General features: G+C 64.6%; 17 protein-coding genes and 3 tRNA genes. 12 read left to right on the top strand and 8 right to left on the bottom strand.

Annotation, left to right across the window (positions count from 1 at the left end; genetic code table 11):
- Nucleotides 1-95 precede the first annotated feature (95 nt).
- From PJW05_RS05485 to PJW05_RS05475, 3 genes are all read left to right on the top strand, one after another.
- Nucleotides 96-722, top strand: coding sequence for a DUF1780 domain-containing protein (locus tag PJW05_RS05485; protein ID WP_271410722.1), 627 nt, complete (start codon nucleotides 96-98; stop codon nucleotides 720-722).
- A gap of 88 nt (nucleotides 723-810) precedes the next feature.
- Nucleotides 811-984, top strand: coding sequence for a DUF3094 family protein (locus PJW05_RS05480; protein WP_151131884.1), 174 nt, complete (start codon nucleotides 811-813; stop codon nucleotides 982-984).
- A 60-nt stretch (nucleotides 985-1044) separates the two neighbouring features.
- Nucleotides 1045-2343 (top strand): NAD(P)/FAD-dependent oxidoreductase, encoded by a 1299-nt coding sequence (locus tag PJW05_RS05475; protein ID WP_271410721.1) that lies wholly within the window; start codon nucleotides 1045-1047, stop codon nucleotides 2341-2343.
- Nucleotides 2344-2508: 165 nt separating this feature from the next.
- Here the strand turns inward: PJW05_RS05475 and PJW05_RS05470 are convergent.
- From PJW05_RS05470 to PJW05_RS05460, 3 genes are all read right to left on the bottom strand, one after another.
- A tRNA-Lys gene (locus PJW05_RS05470) sits at nucleotides 2509-2584 on the bottom strand.
- Between the two features lie 9 nt (nucleotides 2585-2593).
- Nucleotides 2594-2670: transfer RNA gene (locus tag PJW05_RS05465), tRNA-Pro, on the bottom strand.
- Between the two features lie 9 nt (nucleotides 2671-2679).
- Nucleotides 2680-2755 (bottom strand) — tRNA-Asn (locus PJW05_RS05460).
- Between the two features lie 204 nt (nucleotides 2756-2959).
- On the opposite strand from PJW05_RS05460, the gene PJW05_RS05455 reads away from it, so the two are divergent.
- On the top strand, nucleotides 2960-5275 hold the full coding sequence (locus PJW05_RS05455; RefSeq protein WP_271410720.1) for a DUF1631 domain-containing protein: 2316 nt from the start codon (nucleotides 2960-2962) through the stop codon (nucleotides 5273-5275).
- A 20-nt stretch (nucleotides 5276-5295) separates the two neighbouring features.
- Complete coding sequence (locus tag PJW05_RS05450; RefSeq protein ID WP_271410719.1) at nucleotides 5296-5637, top strand: PilZ domain-containing protein; 342 nt, start codon at nucleotides 5296-5298, stop codon at nucleotides 5635-5637.
- A 365-nt stretch (nucleotides 5638-6002) separates the two neighbouring features.
- Here the strand turns inward: PJW05_RS05450 and clpB are convergent, their stop codons facing one another.
- The 3 genes from clpB to rluD form a co-directional block, all read right to left on the bottom strand.
- Nucleotides 6003-8567, bottom strand: coding sequence for an ATP-dependent chaperone ClpB (gene clpB / locus PJW05_RS05445; RefSeq protein ID WP_271410718.1), 2565 nt, complete (start codon nucleotides 8565-8567; stop codon nucleotides 6003-6005).
- 204 nt (nucleotides 8568-8771) lie between these two features.
- On the bottom strand, nucleotides 8772-9497 hold the full coding sequence (gene pgeF, locus PJW05_RS05440) for a peptidoglycan editing factor PgeF (protein WP_271410717.1): 726 nt from the start codon (nucleotides 9495-9497) through the stop codon (nucleotides 8772-8774).
- On the bottom strand, nucleotides 9494-10468 hold the full coding sequence (gene rluD, locus PJW05_RS05435; RefSeq protein ID WP_271410716.1) for a 23S rRNA pseudouridine(1911/1915/1917) synthase RluD: 975 nt from the start codon (nucleotides 10466-10468) through the stop codon (nucleotides 9494-9496). The genes pgeF and rluD overlap by 4 nt, the downstream gene beginning before the upstream one ends.
- A 147-nt stretch (nucleotides 10469-10615) precedes the next feature.
- Between rluD and PJW05_RS05430 the strand changes: the two genes are divergently transcribed.
- A complete protein-coding gene (locus PJW05_RS05430; protein WP_271410715.1) occupies nucleotides 10616-11635 on the top strand; it encodes an outer membrane protein assembly factor BamD in 1020 nt (339 codons plus the stop codon).
- A gap of 109 nt (nucleotides 11636-11744) precedes the next feature.
- On the opposite strand, the gene PJW05_RS05425 is transcribed toward PJW05_RS05430, so the two are convergent.
- A complete protein-coding gene (locus tag PJW05_RS05425; protein ID WP_271410714.1) occupies nucleotides 11745-13376 on the bottom strand; it encodes an NAD+ synthase in 1632 nt (543 codons plus the stop codon).
- A 172-nt stretch (nucleotides 13377-13548) separates the two neighbouring features.
- Between PJW05_RS05425 and PJW05_RS05420 the strand changes: the two genes are divergently transcribed.
- Genes PJW05_RS05420 through PJW05_RS05410 form a run of 3 tightly spaced genes read left to right on the top strand, consistent with a single transcriptional unit; the run spans nucleotide 13549 to nucleotide 16716 of the window.
- Nucleotides 13549-13785, top strand: coding sequence for a PP0621 family protein (locus PJW05_RS05420; protein WP_271412173.1), 237 nt, complete (start codon nucleotides 13549-13551; stop codon nucleotides 13783-13785).
- Nucleotides 13775-15376, top strand: a complete 1602-nt coding sequence (locus PJW05_RS05415; RefSeq protein WP_271410713.1) for a sensor histidine kinase — start codon at nucleotides 13775-13777, stop codon at nucleotides 15374-15376. Before PJW05_RS05420 ends, PJW05_RS05415 begins: the two co-directional genes overlap by 11 nt.
- Nucleotides 15377-15378: 2 nt before the next feature.
- Nucleotides 15379-16716: a sigma-54-dependent transcriptional regulator gene (locus tag PJW05_RS05410; RefSeq protein ID WP_271410712.1), complete on the top strand. Its 1338-nt coding sequence runs from the start codon at nucleotides 15379-15381 to the stop codon at nucleotides 16714-16716.
- A 21-nt stretch (nucleotides 16717-16737) separates the two neighbouring features.
- Here the strand turns inward: PJW05_RS05410 and thiO are convergent, their stop codons facing one another.
- Entirely contained in the window at nucleotides 16738-17835 is a 1098-nt protein-coding gene (gene thiO / locus PJW05_RS05405; protein WP_271412172.1) for a glycine oxidase ThiO, read from the bottom strand.
- A 110-nt stretch (nucleotides 17836-17945) separates the two neighbouring features.
- Here thiO and PJW05_RS26680 point away from each other — a divergent pair, with 110 nt between their 5' ends.
- The 3 genes from PJW05_RS26680 to pilV all read left to right on the top strand — a co-directional run bounded on the left by PJW05_RS26680 (nucleotide 17946) and on the right by pilV (nucleotide 19665).
- Nucleotides 17946-18458 (top strand): GspH/FimT family pseudopilin, encoded by a 513-nt coding sequence (locus PJW05_RS26680; protein ID WP_442969209.1) that lies wholly within the window; start codon nucleotides 17946-17948, stop codon nucleotides 18456-18458.
- A gap of 100 nt (nucleotides 18459-18558) precedes the next feature.
- Nucleotides 18559-19071 (top strand): GspH/FimT family pseudopilin, encoded by a 513-nt coding sequence (locus PJW05_RS05400; protein WP_271410711.1) that lies wholly within the window; start codon nucleotides 18559-18561, stop codon nucleotides 19069-19071.
- 9 nt (nucleotides 19072-19080) lie between these two features.
- Nucleotides 19081-19665 (top strand): type IV pilus modification protein PilV, encoded by a 585-nt coding sequence (gene pilV / locus PJW05_RS05395; RefSeq protein WP_271410710.1) that lies wholly within the window; start codon nucleotides 19081-19083, stop codon nucleotides 19663-19665.
- Nucleotides 19666-19667: the final 2 nt, after the last annotated feature.

Genomic DNA, 19667 nt, shown 5'->3' with positions numbered 1-19667 from the left:
TTACACCGCCCCTGCGCCAGGCAACCTGCGCGCAGTTGTCGCGATGGCCCGCCGGGGGTACCCAGAGCCCTGGCCGGAGGGCTAAGCTGCGGGGCATGAACGAGTCCGACTACCTGCGCCTGCTGACGCGGCAGGCCGAGCAAGCCAACGACTTCCTGTCGAATGCGCGCAAGTGGGAACGCGAGCGCTGGGTCTGCCAGCGACTCTTGCAGGCGCTCAACCTGCCCTATCGGCTCGAAGACTTCAGCACCGGCCAGGAACCGCCAGACGTGCAGTTTCGCGAAGCCAATTTCGAGGTGTTCTTCGTCCTCGACGAAGGGCGCCGCCTCAACGAGGAATGGCGCGCCGAACTGGAACGCCGGCGCAGCGCCTTTTCCCTCGCTCAACTGGTGCGCCGGGAAAGCCGCCCAAAGCGCATTGCCGCCGCCGAACTCCAGGCACGCCTGGCACCGACATTGCGCAAGAAAGCGCGCAACTATGGCGAGCGCGGCCTCGACCCGGGCGATCTCGACCTCCTGGCATTCGTCAACCTCAAACGAGCCACACCGGACTTCAACAGCCCCTTTCCGCCCCCTACCGAATACCTGCGCCAGGGCTGGCGCTCGCTGTCGCTGGTGGGGTCGAACTTTGCCCGGGTACTCTTCGCCCATGCCGACGCGCCGGACTTCCTGCGCAACAACCTCGGCCGGACCATTCTGTTCGACGTCGGCATCGGCCTCTGACCGGCCCCACGCAATTTTCCCGCGCCGCGCGTTGAGCCGCCGCGAATCCGCCAGCTAGAATGCCCGTCAGTCCAAAGTCGAGGCCCCCATGCCCAGCCGCCTGACGCCCGAAGACCAGCAGAAGGTCGACCAGTACCTGAACCTCCCCCAGCACCAGGTGGAACGCCAGCCGTTCCGTCCATGGCGCCTGCTGTGGATCGTACTGGCCATCGTCGTCGCCCTGGGTATCCTCAGCCGCCTCCTGAGCCGACTGGTGCTATGAGCCGCCCCCTGCGCTCGCCCTCGGCGACAAAGAATTCCTATAGCCTTGTGAGACTTTCCCATGTCCCATCGCATCGTGATCGTCGGCGGCGGCGCCGGCGGCCTGGAGCTCGCTACCCGTCTGGGTAGGACCCTCGGCAAGAAAGGCCAGGCCAAGATCATCCTGGCCGACGCCAACCTCACCCATATCTGGAAACCCCTGCTCCACGAAGTGGCGGCCGGTTCGCTGAACTCCACGGAGAACGAGCTGAACTACGTGGCCCAGGCCAAGTGGAACCATTTCGAGTTCCAGCTCGGTCGCATGAGCGGGCTGGACCGCACGCGCAAGGTCATCCAACTGGCCGCCACCCATGACGAGGACGGGCGCGAACTGGTGCCTTCCCGCGAACTCGCCTATGACAGTCTGGTGATTGCCGTCGGCAGCACCACCAATGACTTCGGCACCGAAGGCGCAGCCCAGCACTGCATCTTCCTCGACACCCGCGAGCAGGCCGAGCGCTTCCACCGCAAGCTGCTCAGCCACTACCTGCGCGCCCACGCCCAGCAGGACGCGAACGACCAGATCAGCGTCGCCATCGTCGGCGCCGGCGCCACGGGCGTCGAACTGGCGGCGGAGCTCCACCACGCCGCCCACGAACTGGCAGCCTATGGCCTGGACAGCATCCAGCCGGAAAACATGCGCATCACCCTGATCGAAGCCGGCCCGCGCGTACTTCCCGCCCTGCCAGAGCGCATCGGCGCCCCGGTGCACCGTACCCTGGAGACGCTCGGCGTCACGGTGATGACTGGCGCCGCGGTCAAGGAAGTCACCGCGGAAGGCCTGCTCACCGCCCAGGGCGAGATGATTCCTGCCAGCCTCAAGGTCTGGGCCGCCGGCATCCGCGCCCCGGCCTTCCTCAAGGATCTGGACGGCCTGGAAAGCAACCGCATCAACCAACTGGTGGTGCGTCCGACCCTGCAAACCACCCGCGACGACGACATCTTCGCCTTCGGCGACTGCGCCGCCTGCCCGCTGGGCGACGGCAGCGAACGCAACGTGCCGCCCCGCGCCCAGGCGGCGCACCAGCAGGCCTCGCTGCTGGTGAAGTCGCTCAAGCTGCGCCTGCAAGGCCAGCCCCTGCCGGACTACCAGTACAAGGACTACGGCTCGCTGATCTCGCTGTCGAGCTTCAGCGCCGTGGGTAACCTCATGGGCAATCTGATGGGCAGCGTGAAACTCGAAGGTTGGCTGGCGCGGATGTTCTACATCTCGCTCTACCGGATGCACCAGATGGCGCTCTACGGCGGATTCCGCACCGCCCTGCTGATGCTCAGCGACAGGATCGGTCGCAGCACGGACCCACGCCTGAAGCTGCACTGACACAGACCATAACCTGCGGCGTACTCCCGCTCGCGAACGGCCCGCTTGGCGTCGTTCGCGAGTAGGCCGAAACCGCACCGGCATTTGCGGATTTCCCGGGCCAAACAAAAAAGCGGTAAGGCTTTCGCCTTACCGCTTTCTCGGACCTCCCGGGGAGGTCTTGTATGGTGGGTCGTGTAGGATTCGAACCTACGACCAATTGGTTAAAAGCCAACTGCTCTACCGACTGAGCTAACGACCCATGCTGAGGTGGTCGGGGTAGAGAGATTCGAACTCCCGACATCCTGCTCCCAAAGCAGGCGCGCTACCGGACTGCGCTATACCCCGTCTGGAAGTTGGCTCCGCGACCTGGACTCGAACCAGGGACCCAATGATTAACAGTCATTTGCTCTACCGACTGAGCTATCGCGGAACTTCGGTCTTCCAACTCTTCATCGCTTCACCGATTTGGTTTAGCGCTTCAGAGGCGCGCCATTTTACGGTTCCAGAACCGCCTGTCAACCCCTAAAAAACGAATTCCGACAATGATTTGCAGAAGACCGCTCGAGTGCTATACCTGAGCCGTGGCGAGATCGTTGCAGGTCGTGGTCGCGACCTGACTCCCTACAGGACGGCTATGAGCAATCAGGATCGACCTCCAATTCCACCCGGCCCCGTGACGACCCTGGCCAGCCGCGGCATACAACCGCGCTTCGGTGAATTGGTGCAAAGCTGCCGCAAGCTGGTGATGAACCGATTGGCCGAACACCTCACCGGGGTTTTCGGCCAGGTTGACGACACCCTCTTCGAATGCGCCGAAAAGGCCGAGAACAATCAGGTCCAGACTCTCTTCTTCGACAGCATGCGGGACATCCGCAAGCAGCGTCCGCAAATAGAGCGCGCCTACCACCAACGCATCGCGAAGAGCTTCGAAGACTTTCTCAGCGGCGAGCAGAAACCCGAGTTGAAAGCCGCCGAGCTGGATGCCGATCACCTCCAGCTCATGGAAAACGACGAATACGAGGAAAACCTGCTGGTCACCAACATGGTCAGCCGGGTCAAGGCTCGCTGTGCGCAATCGCTGTTCGCCCTCGACCAGCGCCTGGCGGTACTTAACGGCGGACGCAAGCTGGGCGACGACGACAATCCCTTTGGCCCGCAGGCGGTGGCGCTGGCATTTCGCGAGGCGCTGGAGCCCTGCCCCTTTCCGCTGCGGATCAAGACCATCCTCTACATGCTCTTCGACCAGCATGTGATGCAGGGGCTGGACAACGTCTACGAGGCCCTCAATCAGCGACTGATCCAGGCCGGCGTGCTGCCCAACCTCAAGTACAGCGTGCAGCGCTCCGGCAGCGCCCCCCAGCGGTCTTCGCCCAGCCCTGACCAGCCGCCCTCCGCGGGCCAATCGACACCCGGCGAACCCCAGGCCAAGCCGACCACGCCCGCCAGTGGCCCGCTGGACCTGACAGGCGCGCCACCCAGTGACCCCGGCCAATTGTTCAGCGGCCTGGCCGCGCTACTGGGCGAACGCCGCCTGCACCACAGCGATGCGCCGCTACCCGGCGGTACACCGAGCATCTCCAGCTTCGCCCCGCGCGGCGCGACGCGAACCTACAGCGCTGCCGAACTGCTGGAAGCGCTGAACCGTCTGCAGCAACAGTCCGCCCAGGACCTTGCCAGCAAGCTACGCCAGCCACAGCGTGTCGAAGGCCTGAAGGCCGAGCTGCAAGAACAACTGGAAAGCCACAGCAGCTTGCCCGGCCAGCAGAAGCTGTCGGATTACGAAGCCGATGTGATCGACCTGGTGGGCATGCTCTTCGACTTCATCCTCGACGACGACAACCTGGCCGACGTCTACAAGACCGCCCTCTCCCACCTGCACACGCCGTACCTCAAGGTTGCGTTGCAGGACAAGGCGCTGTTCACCCAGCACCACCATCCCGCCCGGCGTCTGCTCAACGGCATGGCCCAGGCCGGCGTGCTCTATGCCGGCGAAGGCGAGGAGCGTGGACTGCTGGCGAAGATGCACTGGGTGGTGGAACGCGTGGTCCACGGATTCAGCGGCGACCTGCTGCTGTTCGACAGCCTGCTGGACGAGTTCAACGAATACGTCGGCACCCTGCGGCACAAGGTGGAGCTGCGCGAACAGCGCGCCGTTGAAGCCGCCAAGGGCCGCGACAAACTGCTCGGCGCACGCCAGCAGGCCGTCGACACGGTAAGTCGGCTTCTGGAAGGTTGCGAGCTGCCGGGCATCATCCAGCACTTCCTCGAACTCACCTGGACCGACGTGCTGGTCTTCGTCCTGCTCCGCCATGGCGATCGCAGCAGCGAATGGCAACGCTCGGTGGAAGTCGCCGAGCAACTGGCCTGGAGCGGCACCCCGCTGGATGCGGATGGCCGTGCCCGCCTGCAGCAACTGCGCATCCCCATGCTCGAAGACCTGCGCAAGGGCCTTGAGCTACTGGGGGGCTACCACGAAGATGGCATCCGCCGCCTGCTCCAGGACCTGGTGGCCTGCCAGCACGCCGTGCAGTCGCAGCAACCCCAGGTGGCGGCGCGCATCGACAGCCCGTTGCCGGAAAGCAAGCTGGGCGAAATGCTCGGGGAAGATGCCGAACTGGCTGCCACCCCGCGCCCCGTCAATCTCTCCAATCGCGCCCAGGCACTGATCAAGGAGCTCTCCCGCCTGGAATTCGGTACCTGGTTCGAGTTCATCGACGGCCCGGACACCCGTGTCCTCAAGCTCTCCTGGTACAGCCCCACCACCCACAACTACATGTTCGTCGACCACAGCGGCCAGCGCGTGGCGATCATGCCCATCACCCAGTTGGCCCTGGACATGGAGCAAGGACTGGCCCGGCTGGTCCCGCCGGAACGTAGCGCCCCGCTGGTTGACCGCGCCTTGGGCGCCATCTATCGGGTGCTGCAGCGCTTTACCGGCCGCACCAACTGAGCCCGCATCAGGAGTTCACCATGGAAGAACGTCGCCAGCACAGCCGCCATGCCACAGAGCTGCAGCTGGAGGTATTCGATGTGCATTCGCAGCAGCGCCTGGGCCGCATCGTCGACCTGTCGATGGATGGCTTCATGCTTCTCAGCGAGATGCCGCTCGTTGCCGATTCGGTCTGGGAATGCCGCCTGGTTCCCCTGACCTGGGTGGAAGGGTTGGAGGAAATCCGCCTGGGCGCCGACTGCCTGTGGACACGCATGGGCGAGGACCAGCGTAACTGCTGGGCCGGCTTTCATATCATCGACCTGGCCGACGACCAGGCCGCCGCCCTGGAGGGCCTGCTGGAACTGGTTCGCGCGCCCTAAGAAGGCTGCAGCGGGCGGTTGTCGGGCCTCGCTGCGCTCGGACCCGCGTGGCCCGCCCCGCCTACGGAATCGGCCCGGATGCAATCCGGGGAGAACCCCAGCAGCGAACTCATTCGCAAAGGGCCGCGCTGCAGCCCGGCAGTTCGATCAGACGACGTTCCGTACGCGGATTGGCCGGGAAAGGATTCACCCCCCACGCACAGCCCCGCAAATGCCATCCCTCGGATGAAAAAATAGCCCCGCACTTGGCGGTAATGCCGTTCAGAGAAGCGTTTGGTTCCCTCTCCCGTTTACGGGAGAGGGGTGAAAGCGCTCAAGTGAACAGCATGACCGCATCGCGGGGCTACTTGGGCTCGTCTCGACGCTCAGCCGAAAACGATGTCCTCGCCCTTCACCGTGGCGGTGATGGTGGCGCCTGGGGCGAACTGACCGGCGAGAATCTGCTGGGCCAGGGGGTTCTCGATCCAGCGCTGGATCGCCCGCTTCAACGGACGAGCGCCGTACACCGGGTCGTACCCCACGGCGATCAGCTTGTCCAAAGCTTCCGGGCTCAGCTCCAGGCCCAGCTCCCGCTCGGCCAGGCGCTTGCGCAGGCGTTGCAGCTGGATTTCGGCGATGCCGCCGATCTGGTCGCGACCCAGGGGCTCGAACACCACCACTTCGTCGATGCGGTTGACGAACTCGGGGCGGAAATGCGTGCTCACCGCATCCATCACCGCCGCGCGCTGTGCTTCCCGGTCGCCCACCAGCTCCTGGATCTGCGCGGAGCCCAGGTTGGAGGTCATCACCACCACGGTGTTGCGGAAGTCCACGGTACGGCCGTGGCTGTCGGTCAAACGGCCGTCCTCCAGCACCTGCAGCAACACGTTGAACACATCCGGATGGGCCTTCTCCACCTCGTCCATCAGCACCACGGAGTAGGGCTTGCGGCGCACGGCCTCGGTCAGGTAGCCGCCCTCTTCGTAACCGACGTAGCCCGGCGGGGCGCCAATGAGTCGGGCCACCGAGTGTTTCTCCATGAACTCGGACATGTCGATGCGCACCAGAGCCTCTTCGGTATCGAAGAGGAACTCGGCGAGGGCCTTGCACAGCTCGGTCTTGCCCACACCGGTGGGACCAAGGAACAGGAAGGAGCCACTGGGCCGGTTCGGATCGGCCAGGCCTGCGCGGGAACGGCGCACGGCGTTGGCGACCGCCACCACCGCCTCATGCTGGCCGATGACCCGTTTGTGCAGGCCCTCTTCCATGCGCAGCAGCTTCTCGCGCTCGCCTTCCAGCATCTTGGCCACCGGGATGCCAGTCCACTTGGACACCACTTCGGCGATCTCCTCATCGGTGACCTTGTTGCGCAGCAATTGGTTTTCGGTCTTGCCGTGCTGGTCGACCATTTGCAGGCTGCGCTCCAGATCCGGAATCACGCCGTACTGGAGCTCCGCCATGCGTTGCAAGTCGCCCTTGCGGCGGGCAGCCTCCATGTCCTGGCGAGCCTGTTCGATCTTCTGCTGGATCTGCGCCGAGCCTTGCACCTCGGCCTTCTCGGACTTCCAGATGTCCTCCAGGTCCGCGTATTCGCGCTCCAGCTTCTGGATATCCTCTTCCAGCTTGGACAGGCGCTTCTTCGCCGCCTCGTCCTCTTCCTTCTTCATTGCCTCGCGTTCGATCTTCAGCTGGATCAGACGACGATCCAGGCGGTCCAAGGCCTCCGGCTTGGAGTCGATCTCCATGCGGATGCGGCTGGCGGCTTCGTCGATCAGGTCGATGGCCTTGTCCGGCAACTGACGGTCGGTGATGTAGCGATGCGACAGCTTGGCGGCGGCGATGATGGCGCCGTCGGTGATGGTCACGCCGTGGTGCACCTCATAGCGCTCCTTGAGACCACGGAGGATGGCGATGGTGTCCTCTTCGCTCGGCTCGTCCACCAGCACTTTCTGGAAGCGGCGTTCCAGGGCGGCGTCCTTCTCGATGTACTGGCGGTACTCGTCCAGGGTGGTGGCGCCGACGCAATGCAGCTCACCACGGGCCAGGGCCGGCTTGAGCATGTTGCCGGCGTCCATGGCGCCCTCGGCCTTGCCGGCTCCGACCATGGTGTGCAGTTCGTCGATGAACAGGATGATCCGACCTTCCTGCTTGGCCAGTTCGTTGAGCACGCCCTTCAGGCGCTCCTCGAACTCGCCGCGAAACTTGGCACCGGCGATCAGCGCGCCCATGTCCAGGGCGAGCAGGCGCTTGTCCTTGAGGCCGTCCGGCACTTCGCCATTGACGATGCGCTGGGCCAGGCCTTCGGCGATGGCGGTCTTGCCGACGCCGGGCTCGCCGATCAGCACGGGGTTGTTCTTGGTGCGGCGTTGCAGCACCTGGATGGTGCGACGGATCTCGTCGTCGCGGCCGATGACCGGGTCCAGCTTGCCTTCTTCGGCGCGCTTGGTCAGGTCGACGGTGAACTTGTCCAGCGCCTGGCGGGATTCCTCGACATTGGGGTCGTTCACCGCCTGGCCGCCACGCAGGTTGGCGATGGCGTTCTCCAGGGCCTTGCGGGTCACGCCCTGGCCGAGCAGGAGCTTGCCGAGTCGGGTGTTCTCATCCATGGCGGCGAGCAGCACCAGTTCGCTGGAGATGAACTGGTCGCCCTTCTGCTGGGACAGGCGGTCGGCCTGGTTGAGCAGGCGCGCCAGGTCCTGGGACAGGTTCACGTCGCCGGTGGGGTTCTGGATCTTTGGCAGGTGATCGAGCTCGCGGGTCAGGCCCTGGCGCAGGGCCTGCACGTCGAAGCCTACCTGCATGAGCAGGGGCCTGATGGAGCCGCCCTGCTGGTCGAGCAGGGCCAATACCAGGTGTACGGGTTCTATGGCGGGGTGGTCGTGGCCGACAGCCAGGGACTGGGCATCGGAAAGCGCCAGTTGCAGCTTGCTGGTCAAACGGTCGATTCGCATGGGTTCGTCCTTCCTTCAGATGGCGGGCGGCGCGATGACGGCGCCAGATACGAAAACCCGCCGGGATGAAAGGTTAGATAGGGACGATTCCGGGCGATTCAACCTTTGCAAGATTGACCGAGGTCATGAAGAGGCTTTCCGCAGGATGGGTTTCGCTCCGCTCGCGGAACGCCACCCGCCCTATCCCGCTAGGAAGGTCAGCGGTCAATCCGCGAGCCAGACCAGGCTGGCGAAGCGGCCGGTCTGTGCGGCGCGGCGATAGGAATAGAAGCGCGGGTCGCTGACGGTGCAGAAGCCGCCGCCATATACGGCTGTTGCGCCGCGAGCGGCCAGGCGGAGGCGCGCCAGTTGATAGATGTCGGCCATGAATTTGCCGGCGTTGGCGCTGGGCCGGAAAGCCTGCCCCGCCTGCGGATGGCAGGCGACAAAGGCCTCGCGCACTTCGGGGCCGACCTCGAAGGCCTCGGGACCGATGGCCGGGCCGAGCCACACCAGCACCTCTTCCGGCGGCAGCCCCAAGGCATCCAGGGTCGCTTCGAGCACGCCATTGGCCAGGCCGCGCCATCCGGCATGGGCCGCGGCAACCCGGGTGCCCGCGCGGTCGCAGAAAAGCGCCGGCAGGCAGTCGGCGGTGAGCACCGCAGCGGCGACGCCGGGCTCGGAGGTCCAGCTGGCGTCCGCTTCGTCCACGCGCTGCGGGTCGGCCTCGACCACGCGCACGCCGTGCACCTGGCTCAGCCAGGCCGGCTGGCAGCCCAGGGTTTCGGTCAGGGTCCGGCGGTTGCGCTCGACAGCCTGCGAGTCATCCCCGACATGACTGCCAAGGTTCAGCCCCTCATAAGGGGACTGGCTGAAGCCCCCTTCGCGGGTGGTGACGCAGGCCCGCACCCGCGCGGGGGCGGGCCAGTCAGGCGTCAGCCAGGTCTTCATTGCTCGAAGGACTCGCGGTCCTGGCGCAGCAGGCTGAGCAGCCAGACGAAGTCATCGGGCAGCGGCGACTCCCATTTCATGCGCTCGCCGGTCACCGGATGATCCAGTTCGAGAAAGCGCGCATGCAGAGCCTGGCGCGGGAACTCCTTGAGGGTCTGGATCAGGGTCGGACTCGCCGCCGGCGGAATGCGGAAGCGACCGCCGTACACCGGGTCGCCTACCAGCGGGAAATTCACGTAGGCCATGTGCACGCGGATCTGGTGGGTACGGCCGGTTTCCAGCTTGACGCGGGTGTGGGTGTGGGAGCGGAAGCGCTCCAGCACCCGGTAATGACTGACCGCCGGCTTGCCGCCCGCGACAACGGCCATGCGCTGACGCTGCTGGCCGTGACGACCGATGGGCGCATCCACCTTGCCGCCGGAGGTGATGACCCCTACCACCACCGCCTCGTAGACCCGGCTCACACTGCGCGCCTGTAGCTGCGCCACCAGGCTGGTGTGGGCCTCCAGCGTCTTGGCCACCACCATCAGGCCGGTGGTGTCCTTGTCCAGGCGATGGACGATGCCCGCACGCGGCACGTTTGCCAGCCCCGGCACGTGGTGCAGCAGGGCGTTGAGCAGGGTGCCGTCGGCGTGCCCCGCCGCCGGATGCACCACCAGCCCGGCGGGCTTGTCCAGCACCAGCAGGTGGTCGTCTTCATAGACGATATCCAGCTCGATGTCCTGGGCGACCCACTCTCCCTGGGACTCCTGTTCGGCGTTCAGCTCCAGCAGCGCACCGCCGTGCACGATGTCCCGCGGCCGCAGTACGCTGCCGTCGACAGTGAGGAGGCCGTCCTTGATCCAGCCGGCGAGGCGGGAACGGGAGTGCTCGGAAAAGAGTTGTGCAGCGACCTGGTCGAGGCGTTGCCCGCCCAGTTCGGACGGCACCTCGGCGCTGAGTTGGATGACGTGCTTGGTGATGGAAGACATGCTCGGGAACGGAGGGGGCGCAGCCTTTGGTTTCGGTTGCGCGCTTGTGGTTAAATACCGCGTCTTTGTCCCGGGGGTTCCGGGGCGCCCATCATAACAGGACGGCTCCAGCCAAGACAGCCAGCCGTCACAGGGACGCAAGCCGCCATGCAAGTGAAACACCTGCTGCTGATCGCCACTCTCGCCCTCACCGCCGCCTGTTCCTCCAACAAAGAAGTGGTGGACGAGAATCTGAGCGAAGCCGAGCTGTACCAGCAGGCCCAGGCCGACCTGGACAACAGCAGCTACACCCCCGCCATCGCCAAGCTCAAGGCCCTGGAATCCCGCTACCCCTTCGGCCGGTACGCCGAGCAGGCCCAGCTCGAACTGATCTACGCCTATTACAAGAACGTCGAACCGGAAGCAGCCAGGTCCGCCGCCGAGCGCTTCATCCGCCTGCACCCGCAGCACCCGAACGTCGACTACGCCTACTACCTGAAGGGCCTGGCCTCCTTCGACCAGGACCGTGGCCTGCTGGCGCGCTTCCTGCCGCTGGACATGACCAAGCGCGACCCGGGTGCCGCCCGCGACTCCTACAACGAATTCGCCCAGCTCACCAGCCGCTACCCGAACAGCCGCTACGCCCCGGACGCCAAGCAGCGGATGATCTACCTGCGCAACCTGCTGGCTGCCTACGAAATCCACGTCGCCCACTACTACCTGACCCGCCAGGCCTATGTCGCCGCCGCCAACCGTGGCCGTTACGTGGTGGAGAACTTCCAGGAAACCCCGGCCGTGGGCGATGGCCTGGCCGTGATGGTGGAGTCCTACCAGCGCCTGGGCCTGAACGAGCTGGCGGCCACCAGCCTGGAGACCCTGAAGCTCAACTACCCGGACCACCCGCAACTGGTGGAAGGGCAGTTCGTCGCGCGCGAGGAAGAAGCCGACAACCGTTCCTGGCTGGCCAAGGCCACCCTGGGCCTGATCGAGAGCGACGCGCCGCTGCCCCCGGGCGAAACCCGCGCCGCCCAGGACGTGATCAAGCAGTACGAAGACGCCAAGGAACAAATTCCGCAGGAGCTGCTGCCGGAGAACCAGGATGAAGTGCGCGAGGAAGAGCACGAGTCCGAGGCCAACCAGAACGACCGTTCCTGGTTCAGCTACATGACCTTCGGCCTGTTCGACTGACAGCGCCACAGGTGAAACGGGAGGCCAAGTGCCTCCCTTTTCATTTCAGTCGGCAGCCTGGCGCAATCCAGGCTACGATCGCCGAGCCCTCCGGAAGCAGCCCCCCCTGCTAATCCCCCAGACGCCAGCCTGAGGTAATGGGATAGCGCCGATCCCGGCCAAAGCCCCGCTGCGTGACCCTGACGCCCACCGCCGCCTGGCGCCGCTTGTACTCGTTGCGGTCCACCATGCGCAGCACGCGGTTCACCGTGTCCTCGTCGAACCCCTCGGCAATGATCGCGCTGGCCGACAGGTCGTGTTCGATATAGAGCTTGAGGATCTCATCCAGCACCGGGTAGGGCGGCAGCGAATCCTCATCCCGCTGCCCCGGCGACAGTTCGGCCGACGGCGGCCGCTCGATCACCCGGGGCGGGATCACCGGCCCCAGGCTGTTGCGGTACTCGGCCAGGCGAAATACCAGGGTCTTGGGCACGTCCTTGAGTACATCGAACCCACCGGCCATGTCGCCGTAGAGGGTGGCGTAGCCCACGGCCAGCTCGCTCTTGTTTCCCGTGGTCAGCACCAGGCTGCCCTTCTTGTTGGAGATCGCCATCAGCAGATTCCCCCGGCAGCGCGCCTGCAGGTTCTCCTCGCTGGCGTCGCGGACATGGCCATCGAACACCGGCGCCAGTACGTGCTGGAAGGCGTCCATCATGGGCGCGATGGGCAACACCCGATAGGTGACGCCAAGCAGCCGCGCCTCGACCTCGGCATCTTCCAGGCTGATCTGCGCGGTGTAGTGGTAGGGCATCATCACCGCCTCCACCCGCTCCGCCCCCAGGGCATCCACCGCCACCGCCAGGGTCAGGGCCGAATCGATACCGCCGGACAATCCCAGCACCACCCCCTTGAAACCGTTCTTCCGGACATAGTCGCGCACCCCCAGCACCAGCGCCTGGTAGACACTCGCCTCCAGTTCCGGCAACTCGGCGCAGTGCGTCCGGCGAGGCACCCAGCGGCCGTCCTGCAGTTGCAGGTCCACCGGGTAAAGTCCTTCGACGAAAGCCGGGGCACGCTGACAGACCAGTCCACCGACATCCATGACGCAACTGCCGCCATCGAACACCAGTTCGTCCTGCCCCCCCACCTGGTTGACGTAGATGACCGGCATTTCTCCCTCGGCGACCCGCTCGGCCAGCATTTCTTCGCGCTCCAGTTGCTTGTCCAGGTGGAAAGGCGAAGCGTTCAGGCTGAGCATCAGCTTCGCCCCAGCGGCCTGGGCCTGGGCCATGGGTTCGGGGTGCCAGACGTCTTCGCAGATGGACAACGCCACCGGCACCCCCTTGATATCCACCACGCAAGGTTGCTGGCCGGGTTCGAAATAGCGCTTCTCGTCGAATACCCGGTAGTTGGGCAGTCGCTGCTTGTAGTAGCTGGCCAGGATCTGGCCATCGGCGATTACCGCGCAGGCGTTGTAACGCAGTTCGTCCTCCAGCCAGGGATAGCCCACCACCAGGTAGATACCGCGCACCTCGTCGCACAACTGCCGCAAGCCCTGCTCGATGCGCCGCTGCATGCTGGAGCGCAACAGCAGGTCCTCTGGCGGGTAGCCGCACAGGGACAGCTCGGGAAAGACGATGGCATCCGCCTCCCACGCCTCGCGCGCGGCATTCGCTGCCTCGATTATCCGCTCGACATTGCCCTGAATGTCGCCGACACGCAGATTGAGCTGGGCCATCACGATTCGCAGGCTCTGGCGCATGGCCGCCTCCCGGGCAGTGTGCAAGGCATGGAACGCGTCTCAACGCCACCATACTCCGCCCCGCCCGCAGCGGAAACCGGGCAACGCGCACGGGCGTGCGGCCGGTCTCTGTGCGAGGACATGCGGCTTGGCTAAACTGCCAGCTTTCCACCGAGAAGAGAGCACCTTCGGCATGTTTCGCCTGCTGTTCTGGATTGCCGTGATCTTCGCCGCCATCTGGTTGTGGCGCCGCTTCAAGTCCCCTTCGACGCCCCGACCCACGCCGCGCCAGCCGGACGAAAACCAGCCCATGGTGCGCTGTGCCCAGTGCGGCGTGCATGTACCCCGCAGCCATGCGCTCTCTCAGGATGATCGCTGGTACTGCAGCCGCGCCCACCTGGAACAGGACCGGAACTCCGGTGAGCGCTGATAGCCTTTCCGCCCCCGGCGCGCTGAGCGCCCAGGGGCGGCGCATCTTCCGCCTCTATAGCCTGTATCGGCTGGTGATCGGCCTGACCCTGGTGATGCTGATCTCCAGTGAGCTGGACGACCACCTGCTGGAACTGGCGCGTCCGGAATTGTTCCGCAACGCCAGCTGGTTCTACCTGATCCTCAACGCCCTGATCGCCACCCTGGTGCCGCGCCCTCGCACCATGGTCCAGGTGTTCAGCCTCGCGCTGGTGGACGTCCTGCTGCTGTCCTGCCTGTTCTTCGCGGCGGGCGGCACGCCCAGCGGTATCGCCAACCTGATCGTGGTGTCGGTGGCCATCTCCAACATCCTGTTGCGCGGGCGCGTTGGCCTGCTGGTCGCAGCGGTGGCGGCGATCGGATTGATCTACCTGACCTTCTACCTCAGCATCACACACCCCCGGGCGACCAGCCAGTTCGTCCAAGCCGGTGGGTTCGGCGCCCTGTGCTTCGCCGCGGCACTGTTCATCCAAGGCATCAGCCGACGCCTGCAGCTCAGCGAAAACCTCGCCGAACAGCGTGCCGCCGAGGTGGCGAACCTGGAAGCCCTGAATGCGCAGATCCTCCAGCGCATGCGCACGGGCATCCTGGTGCTGGACCCGCAGAACTACATCCTGCTGACCAACAACGGCGCGCAGGCCATGCTGGGCAAGGACAAGCTTCAGGGCCGGCCCTTGGCGCCCCACTGCCCGGAGCTCCTGGAAAGCCTGCAGCAGTGGCTCGCCAACCCGACGCTGCGACCGCAGAGCATCCAGTCCTCCAGCAACAGCCCTACGCTGCAGCCCAGCTTCGTCCACCTGCAGCACGGCGACCAGCAGAACACCCTGGTCTTCCTCGAAGACATTTCGCAGATCGCCCAGCAGGCACAGCAGCTCAAACTTGCCGCCCTGGGCCGCCTTACCGCCGGCATCGCCCACGAGATCCGCAATCCGCTGGGCGCCATCAGCCACGCCGCCCAGCTCCTGCAGGAATCGGAAGACCTGCTAGGCCCCGACCGACGCCTGGCGCAGATCATCCAGGATCACTCGCGGCGCATGAACCTGGTGATCGAGAACGTGCTCCAGCTGTCCCGCCGGCGCCAGTCGGAGCCCCAGTTGCTGGACCTCAAGTACTGGCTGACCCGGTTCGCCAGCGAGTTCCGCGCCGCCTCCGGCGACAGTCAGACCCTGCACCTGAACACCCTCGGCAGCACGCTCCATACCCGCATGGACCCGCACCAGTTGACCCAGGTGCTGACCAATCTGGTGCAGAACGGCCTGCGCTACAGCGCCAAGAAGCACCCCCGGGGCCAGGTCTGGCTCAGGCTCTTCCGGGACGCCGAAAGCGACTTGCCGGTACTGGAAGTGGAAGACGACGGAGAAGGCGTCCCGCCCGAACAGGTACACCATATCTTCGAACCCTTCTTCACCACTGAAAGCAAAGGCACCGGTCTCGGCCTGTACATTTCCCGCGAACTCTGCGAGAGCAACCAGGCCCGCCTCGACTACAAACCACGCGAGCAGGGCGGCAGTTGCTTCCGCATCACCTTCGCCCACCCGCGCAAACTGAGCTGACCATGACCCGACAGAGAGCCCTGATCGTCGACGACGAGCCCGATATCCGCGAACTGCTGGAGATCACCCTCGGCCGGATGAAGCTCGACACCCGCAGCGCCCGCAACCTCAAGGAAGCCCGCGAGTGGCTGGCGCGCGAACCCTTCGACCTGTGCCTGACCGACATGCGCCTGCCCGACGGCACCGGCCTGGATCTGGTGCAGTACATCCAGCAGCGCCACCCCATGGTGCCGGTGGCGATGATCACCGCCTACGGCAGCCTCGACACCGCGGTAAACGCCCTCAAGGCAGGCGCCTTCGACTTCCTCACCAAACCGGTGGACCTGGGCCGCCTGCGCGAACTGGTCGGCACTGCGCTGCGCCTGAGCGCGCCGGAAGACGGCGAACCGCCGGTGGACGGCCGCCTGCTGGGCAACTCGCCGCCCATGACCACCCTCCGCAAGCAGATCCAGAAACTCGCCCGCAGCCAGGCCCCCGTCTATATCAGCGGTGAGTCCGGCAGCGGCAAGGAACTGGTGGCGCGCCTGATCCACGAACAAGGCCCCCGTGCCGAGCGTCCCTTCGTGCCGGTCAACTGCGGTGCCATTCCGTCCGAGTTGATGGAAAGCGAGTTTTTCGGCCACAAGAAAGGCAGCTTCACCGGCGCGGTGGAAGACAAGCAGGGCCTGTTCCAGGCTGCGAACGGCGGCACCCTGTTCCTCGATGAAGTGGCCGACCTGCCGCTGCCGATGCAGGTGAAGCTACTGCGCGCCATCCAGGAGAAAGCCGTGCGCGCCGTCGGCGGCCAGCAGGAAGTGGTGGTGGACGTGCGCATCCTCAGTGCTACCCACAAGGACCTGGCGGCGGAAGTGGCCGCCGACCGGTTCCGCCAGGACCTCTACTACCGCCTCAACGTGATCGAACTCAGCGTGCCGCCGCTGCGCGAACGCCGCGAAGACATTCCGCTGCTGGCCGACACCATGCTCAAGCGCCTGGCCCAGCAGAGTGGGCTGCCGGCCGCCAGCCTCTCCGCCGAAGCCCTGGACAAGCTCAAGTGCTATCGCTTCCCGGGCAACGTGCGGGAATTGGAGAACATGCTCGAACGGGCCTACACCCTGTGCGAGGACGACCAGATCCAGGCCCGCGACCTGCGCCTGGCCGAAGCCGCCGGCGCCTCCGAAACGGGCGAGGCCAACCTGGCGCAGATCGACAACCTGGAAGACTACCTGGAAGACATCGAGCGCAAGCTGATCATGCAAGCGCTGGAAGAAACCCGCTGGAATCGTACGGCGGCGGCTCAGCGCCTGGGGCTGACCTTCCGCTCCATGCGTTATCGCCTGAAGAAGCTGGGCATCGACTGATGCCCAGCCCGCGCCGGGCGCTCAGCCCAGGCGCAAGTCCGGCGCATAGGGCGCCGGGTCGATGATGGGCTCGCGCCCCAGCATCAGGTCCGCCAACAGGCGGCAGGAAGCCGGTGCCAGCACCAGCCCATTGCGGTAATGGCCGCAGTTCAACCACAGCCCCTCCGCCCCCGGCACCGGCCCGATGAAGGGAATGCCCTCCGGCGACCCCGGACGCAACCCCGCCCAGTGACCTACCCGTTCGGCGTCCGCCAGCTGCGGCAACAGTTCGAAGGCCGAAGCCTCGAGGCTTTCCAGCGCCTCGTGAGTGGGCGTCTTGTCGAAACCGGCATGCTCCAGGGTACTGCCCACCAGGATATGGCCATCCCGACGCGGGATCGCATAACGCCCCTTGGCCAACACCATGGCGGGCAGAAAGTCGGCCGCGCACTTGAACAAAATCATCTGCCCCTTGACCGGCTCCACCGGCAACACCAGCCCCACGCTCGCCAGCAACTCACCGCTCCAGGCGCCCGCCGCAACGACCACGCGATCCGCCAACAGGTCGCCTTCCGCCGTGCTCACCCCAACCACGCCCCCGTCTCGGCGGATGAAACCACGCACTTCGCAGTTCTCCCGCAACGACACGTTCGGCATCCGCAGCAGCGCCTCCCGCAGCGCACGAGTCAGTCGCGGATTCCGCACATTGGCCACGCCAGCCATATAGATGGCGCGCTGGAACCCAGTCCCCAGCGGCGGCACCGCAGCGTGCACCCGCTCCATCGCCACGGGTGCCAGGGGTCGCCCTTCACGAGCCGCCCAGGCCAGGGCTTCGGCCTCGTCGTCCAGGTCCAGCCAGTAGAGACCGGTCTCGTGAACCTCGGGATCCGTCCCTGTTTCAGCCAGCAATCGCTGACCAAGCTGTGGGTAAAAGTCCTGGGACCAATGCGCCAACGCCGTCACCGCACGGCTGTATCGCCACGGATACAGCGGCGAAACGATACCGCCTCCCGCCCAGGAGGCCTCGCGTCCTGTATTGCTTTTTTCGATGACGACCACGGACTCCCCTGCCGTAGCCAACTGGCGTGCCGATAGAAGACCAATGACCCCCCCCCCCACTACACAAGTCTTACCCAAGATTGCTGTCCTCTTTCAGCCAATTCTGCATTCGATTCAGATATTTCCATCATGCCGCGCAATGCTACTCGCCTTAGGATCTCTGATGCCAAAGCGAGCAAGGAATCGATGCAATGGAATGCAGAAATCTTCGCGGCTTCACGCTACCTGAACTACTTGTAACCATTACCCTGATCGCTGCCCTAAGCTTCTCCCTACCTTCGCTGGTTAATTTCTTAACGCGGGCACGCATAAACCAGTTCCAGGACGGTCTTTTCCTACTCGTACAGCGGGCTCGCCTCCACGCCGTCACCCAGCGAAAGCGTGTCACCATCTGTCCCCTCGGGGCCGATCAGCGGTGCCAGCGGAACTGGAATGGCCCAATCAGCAGCTTCGAGGACATGAACGGCAACAGGCGCCTGGACCCCGACGAGCAACTGATCAGCACGCTAGAGCGCGAGCCTAGGGTTGAAGTCAGTTGGCGAGGAATGGGAGGCAACCGCTCGATCCACCTCAACCTTCAAGGGCATACCGCTGTGACGAACGGCCGATTGAGGATTTGTAGCAATGGCCACGTGATTCGTGACTTGGTGCTCAATCGTCAAGGACGACTGCGACGTGGCCTTTCCAAAGGCTCGCAATGCTGACCGCTCGCCCTTACGATCCATCCGAATATCCTGTAGGCATTGAGCCAATTGTTAGTGTGCTTATGCTCTGCACTAGAGGCTTATCAGTATGGATCGAAATATGCCCCCATCCCGCGGATTTACGCTAATTGAACTCATGATAGCGATCGCGCTCCTCGCAATAATCGCCTCACTGGCGGCCCCGGCAATGAGCAGTTTTCTTTTGAACCAGCGTGTATCAGGGCAGGCCTCCGCCTTGAGTAGCGCACTCCAGTTCGCGCGCTCGGAAGCCACGACCAAAAACCGCCGGATAAAGGTCGTTCCCGTTGCCAACAGCACGAATGGCTGGACGCAGGGCTGGTGCGTCATTCTGGCGGAGCTCAGTAACTGCAACGGCAATATATTGCGTCGATACGACCCGGCTCCGGCAGGTGTCACCATCGAGGGCGACTACCTGCAGACAGGTAACGTCCTGACTTTCCGACGCAACGGAACCCGCGCCCCTGCAGTCTCTGGCACGATCAAAATTAGCTCCGCGAATCTGTCCAATACAGGAAATCGCGCCCGCTGTCTGACGCTGGATGCAATTGGCCGTGTATCGGTTGAGGCTATCAACCGCGACGATGATTGCTGAGGACATTCAATGACTGTTAAAACCCATCAAACTGGCATCACCATGATAGAAGTCCTGGTGACACTTCTGATATTTACCGTCGGCCTGCTCGGGTTGGCGGGCCTGCAGTTGAAAGCCCTGCAAGGTACCAACGACAGCGTGCAACGCGCACATGCGACTTGGCTGCTGCAGGATTTCGCTGATCGGGTTTACTCCAACGGCGTGGCGACTATTGCTGACTACAGCGGCGCGGCACCTAATTGCAACGCACTTCCGAATCCCGTTTGCGCAGACTTCTTCAATCCAGTGACAGGCGCCAAGGTGAACGGTAGCAACTGCACGCCGGCGCAGATGGCAAGTTTCGACCGCTGGGAAGCCATGTGCCGCTACCGAGATACCGCCGCCTATCAGGGCAATGCTGCTGCCAAGCAGACCCGAAGTAATAGCCGAGACTTCATAAACTTGCAGGCACTCAACATTGCCGCACGTGACTCCAACGGCGACACCGTGAACGACTCGCTTGACCTGACGCTTTCCTGGAAAGGGAAAGGTGGAGAAAACTCCGCCAATAGCGACGGGGATAATCAGTCTGCACAGATGACGATCAGGAAGTGAGC

The sequence above is a fragment of the Pseudomonas sp. Q1-7 genome, assembly GCF_028010285.1.
Lineage (GTDB): Bacteria > Pseudomonadota > Gammaproteobacteria > Pseudomonadales > Pseudomonadaceae > Metapseudomonas.
This window is presented reverse-complemented; position numbering and strand designations above follow the sequence as displayed.

What these genes read in the sequence shown, in the direction of transcription:
- PJW05_RS05455 (WP_271410720.1), top strand. Translation starts at nt 2,960, where the DNA reads ATGAGCAATCAGGATCGACCTCCAATTCCACCCGGCCCCGTGACGACC.
- PJW05_RS05475 (WP_271410721.1), top strand. Translation starts at nt 1,045, where the DNA reads ATGTCCCATCGCATCGTGATCGTCGGCGGCGGCGCCGGCGGCCTGGAG.
- PJW05_RS05425 (WP_271410714.1), bottom strand. Translation starts at nt 13,376, where the DNA reads ATGCGCCAGAGCCTGCGAATCGTGATGGCCCAGCTCAATCTGCGTGTC.
- PJW05_RS05410 (WP_271410712.1), top strand. Translation starts at nt 15,379, where the DNA reads ATGACCCGACAGAGAGCCCTGATCGTCGACGACGAGCCCGATATCCGC.
- PJW05_RS05485 (WP_271410722.1), top strand. Translation starts at nt 96, where the DNA reads ATGAACGAGTCCGACTACCTGCGCCTGCTGACGCGGCAGGCCGAGCAA.
- PJW05_RS05480 (WP_151131884.1), top strand. Translation starts at nt 811, where the DNA reads ATGCCCAGCCGCCTGACGCCCGAAGACCAGCAGAAGGTCGACCAGTAC.
- clpB (WP_271410718.1), bottom strand. Translation starts at nt 8,567, where the DNA reads ATGCGAATCGACCGTTTGACCAGCAAGCTGCAACTGGCGCTTTCCGAT.
- PJW05_RS05430 (WP_271410715.1), top strand. Translation starts at nt 10,616, where the DNA reads ATGCAAGTGAAACACCTGCTGCTGATCGCCACTCTCGCCCTCACCGCC.
- PJW05_RS05450 (WP_271410719.1), top strand. Translation starts at nt 5,296, where the DNA reads ATGGAAGAACGTCGCCAGCACAGCCGCCATGCCACAGAGCTGCAGCTG.
- PJW05_RS05420 (WP_271412173.1), top strand. Translation starts at nt 13,549, where the DNA reads ATGTTTCGCCTGCTGTTCTGGATTGCCGTGATCTTCGCCGCCATCTGG.
- rluD (WP_271410716.1), bottom strand. Translation starts at nt 10,468, where the DNA reads ATGTCTTCCATCACCAAGCACGTCATCCAACTCAGCGCCGAGGTGCCG.
- pilV (WP_271410710.1), top strand. Translation starts at nt 19,081, where the DNA reads ATGACTGTTAAAACCCATCAAACTGGCATCACCATGATAGAAGTCCTG.
- PJW05_RS26680 (WP_442969209.1), top strand. Translation starts at nt 17,946, where the DNA reads ATGGAATGCAGAAATCTTCGCGGCTTCACGCTACCTGAACTACTTGTA.
- PJW05_RS05400 (WP_271410711.1), top strand. Translation starts at nt 18,559, where the DNA reads ATGCCCCCATCCCGCGGATTTACGCTAATTGAACTCATGATAGCGATC.
- pgeF (WP_271410717.1), bottom strand. Translation starts at nt 9,497, where the DNA reads ATGAAGACCTGGCTGACGCCTGACTGGCCCGCCCCCGCGCGGGTGCGG.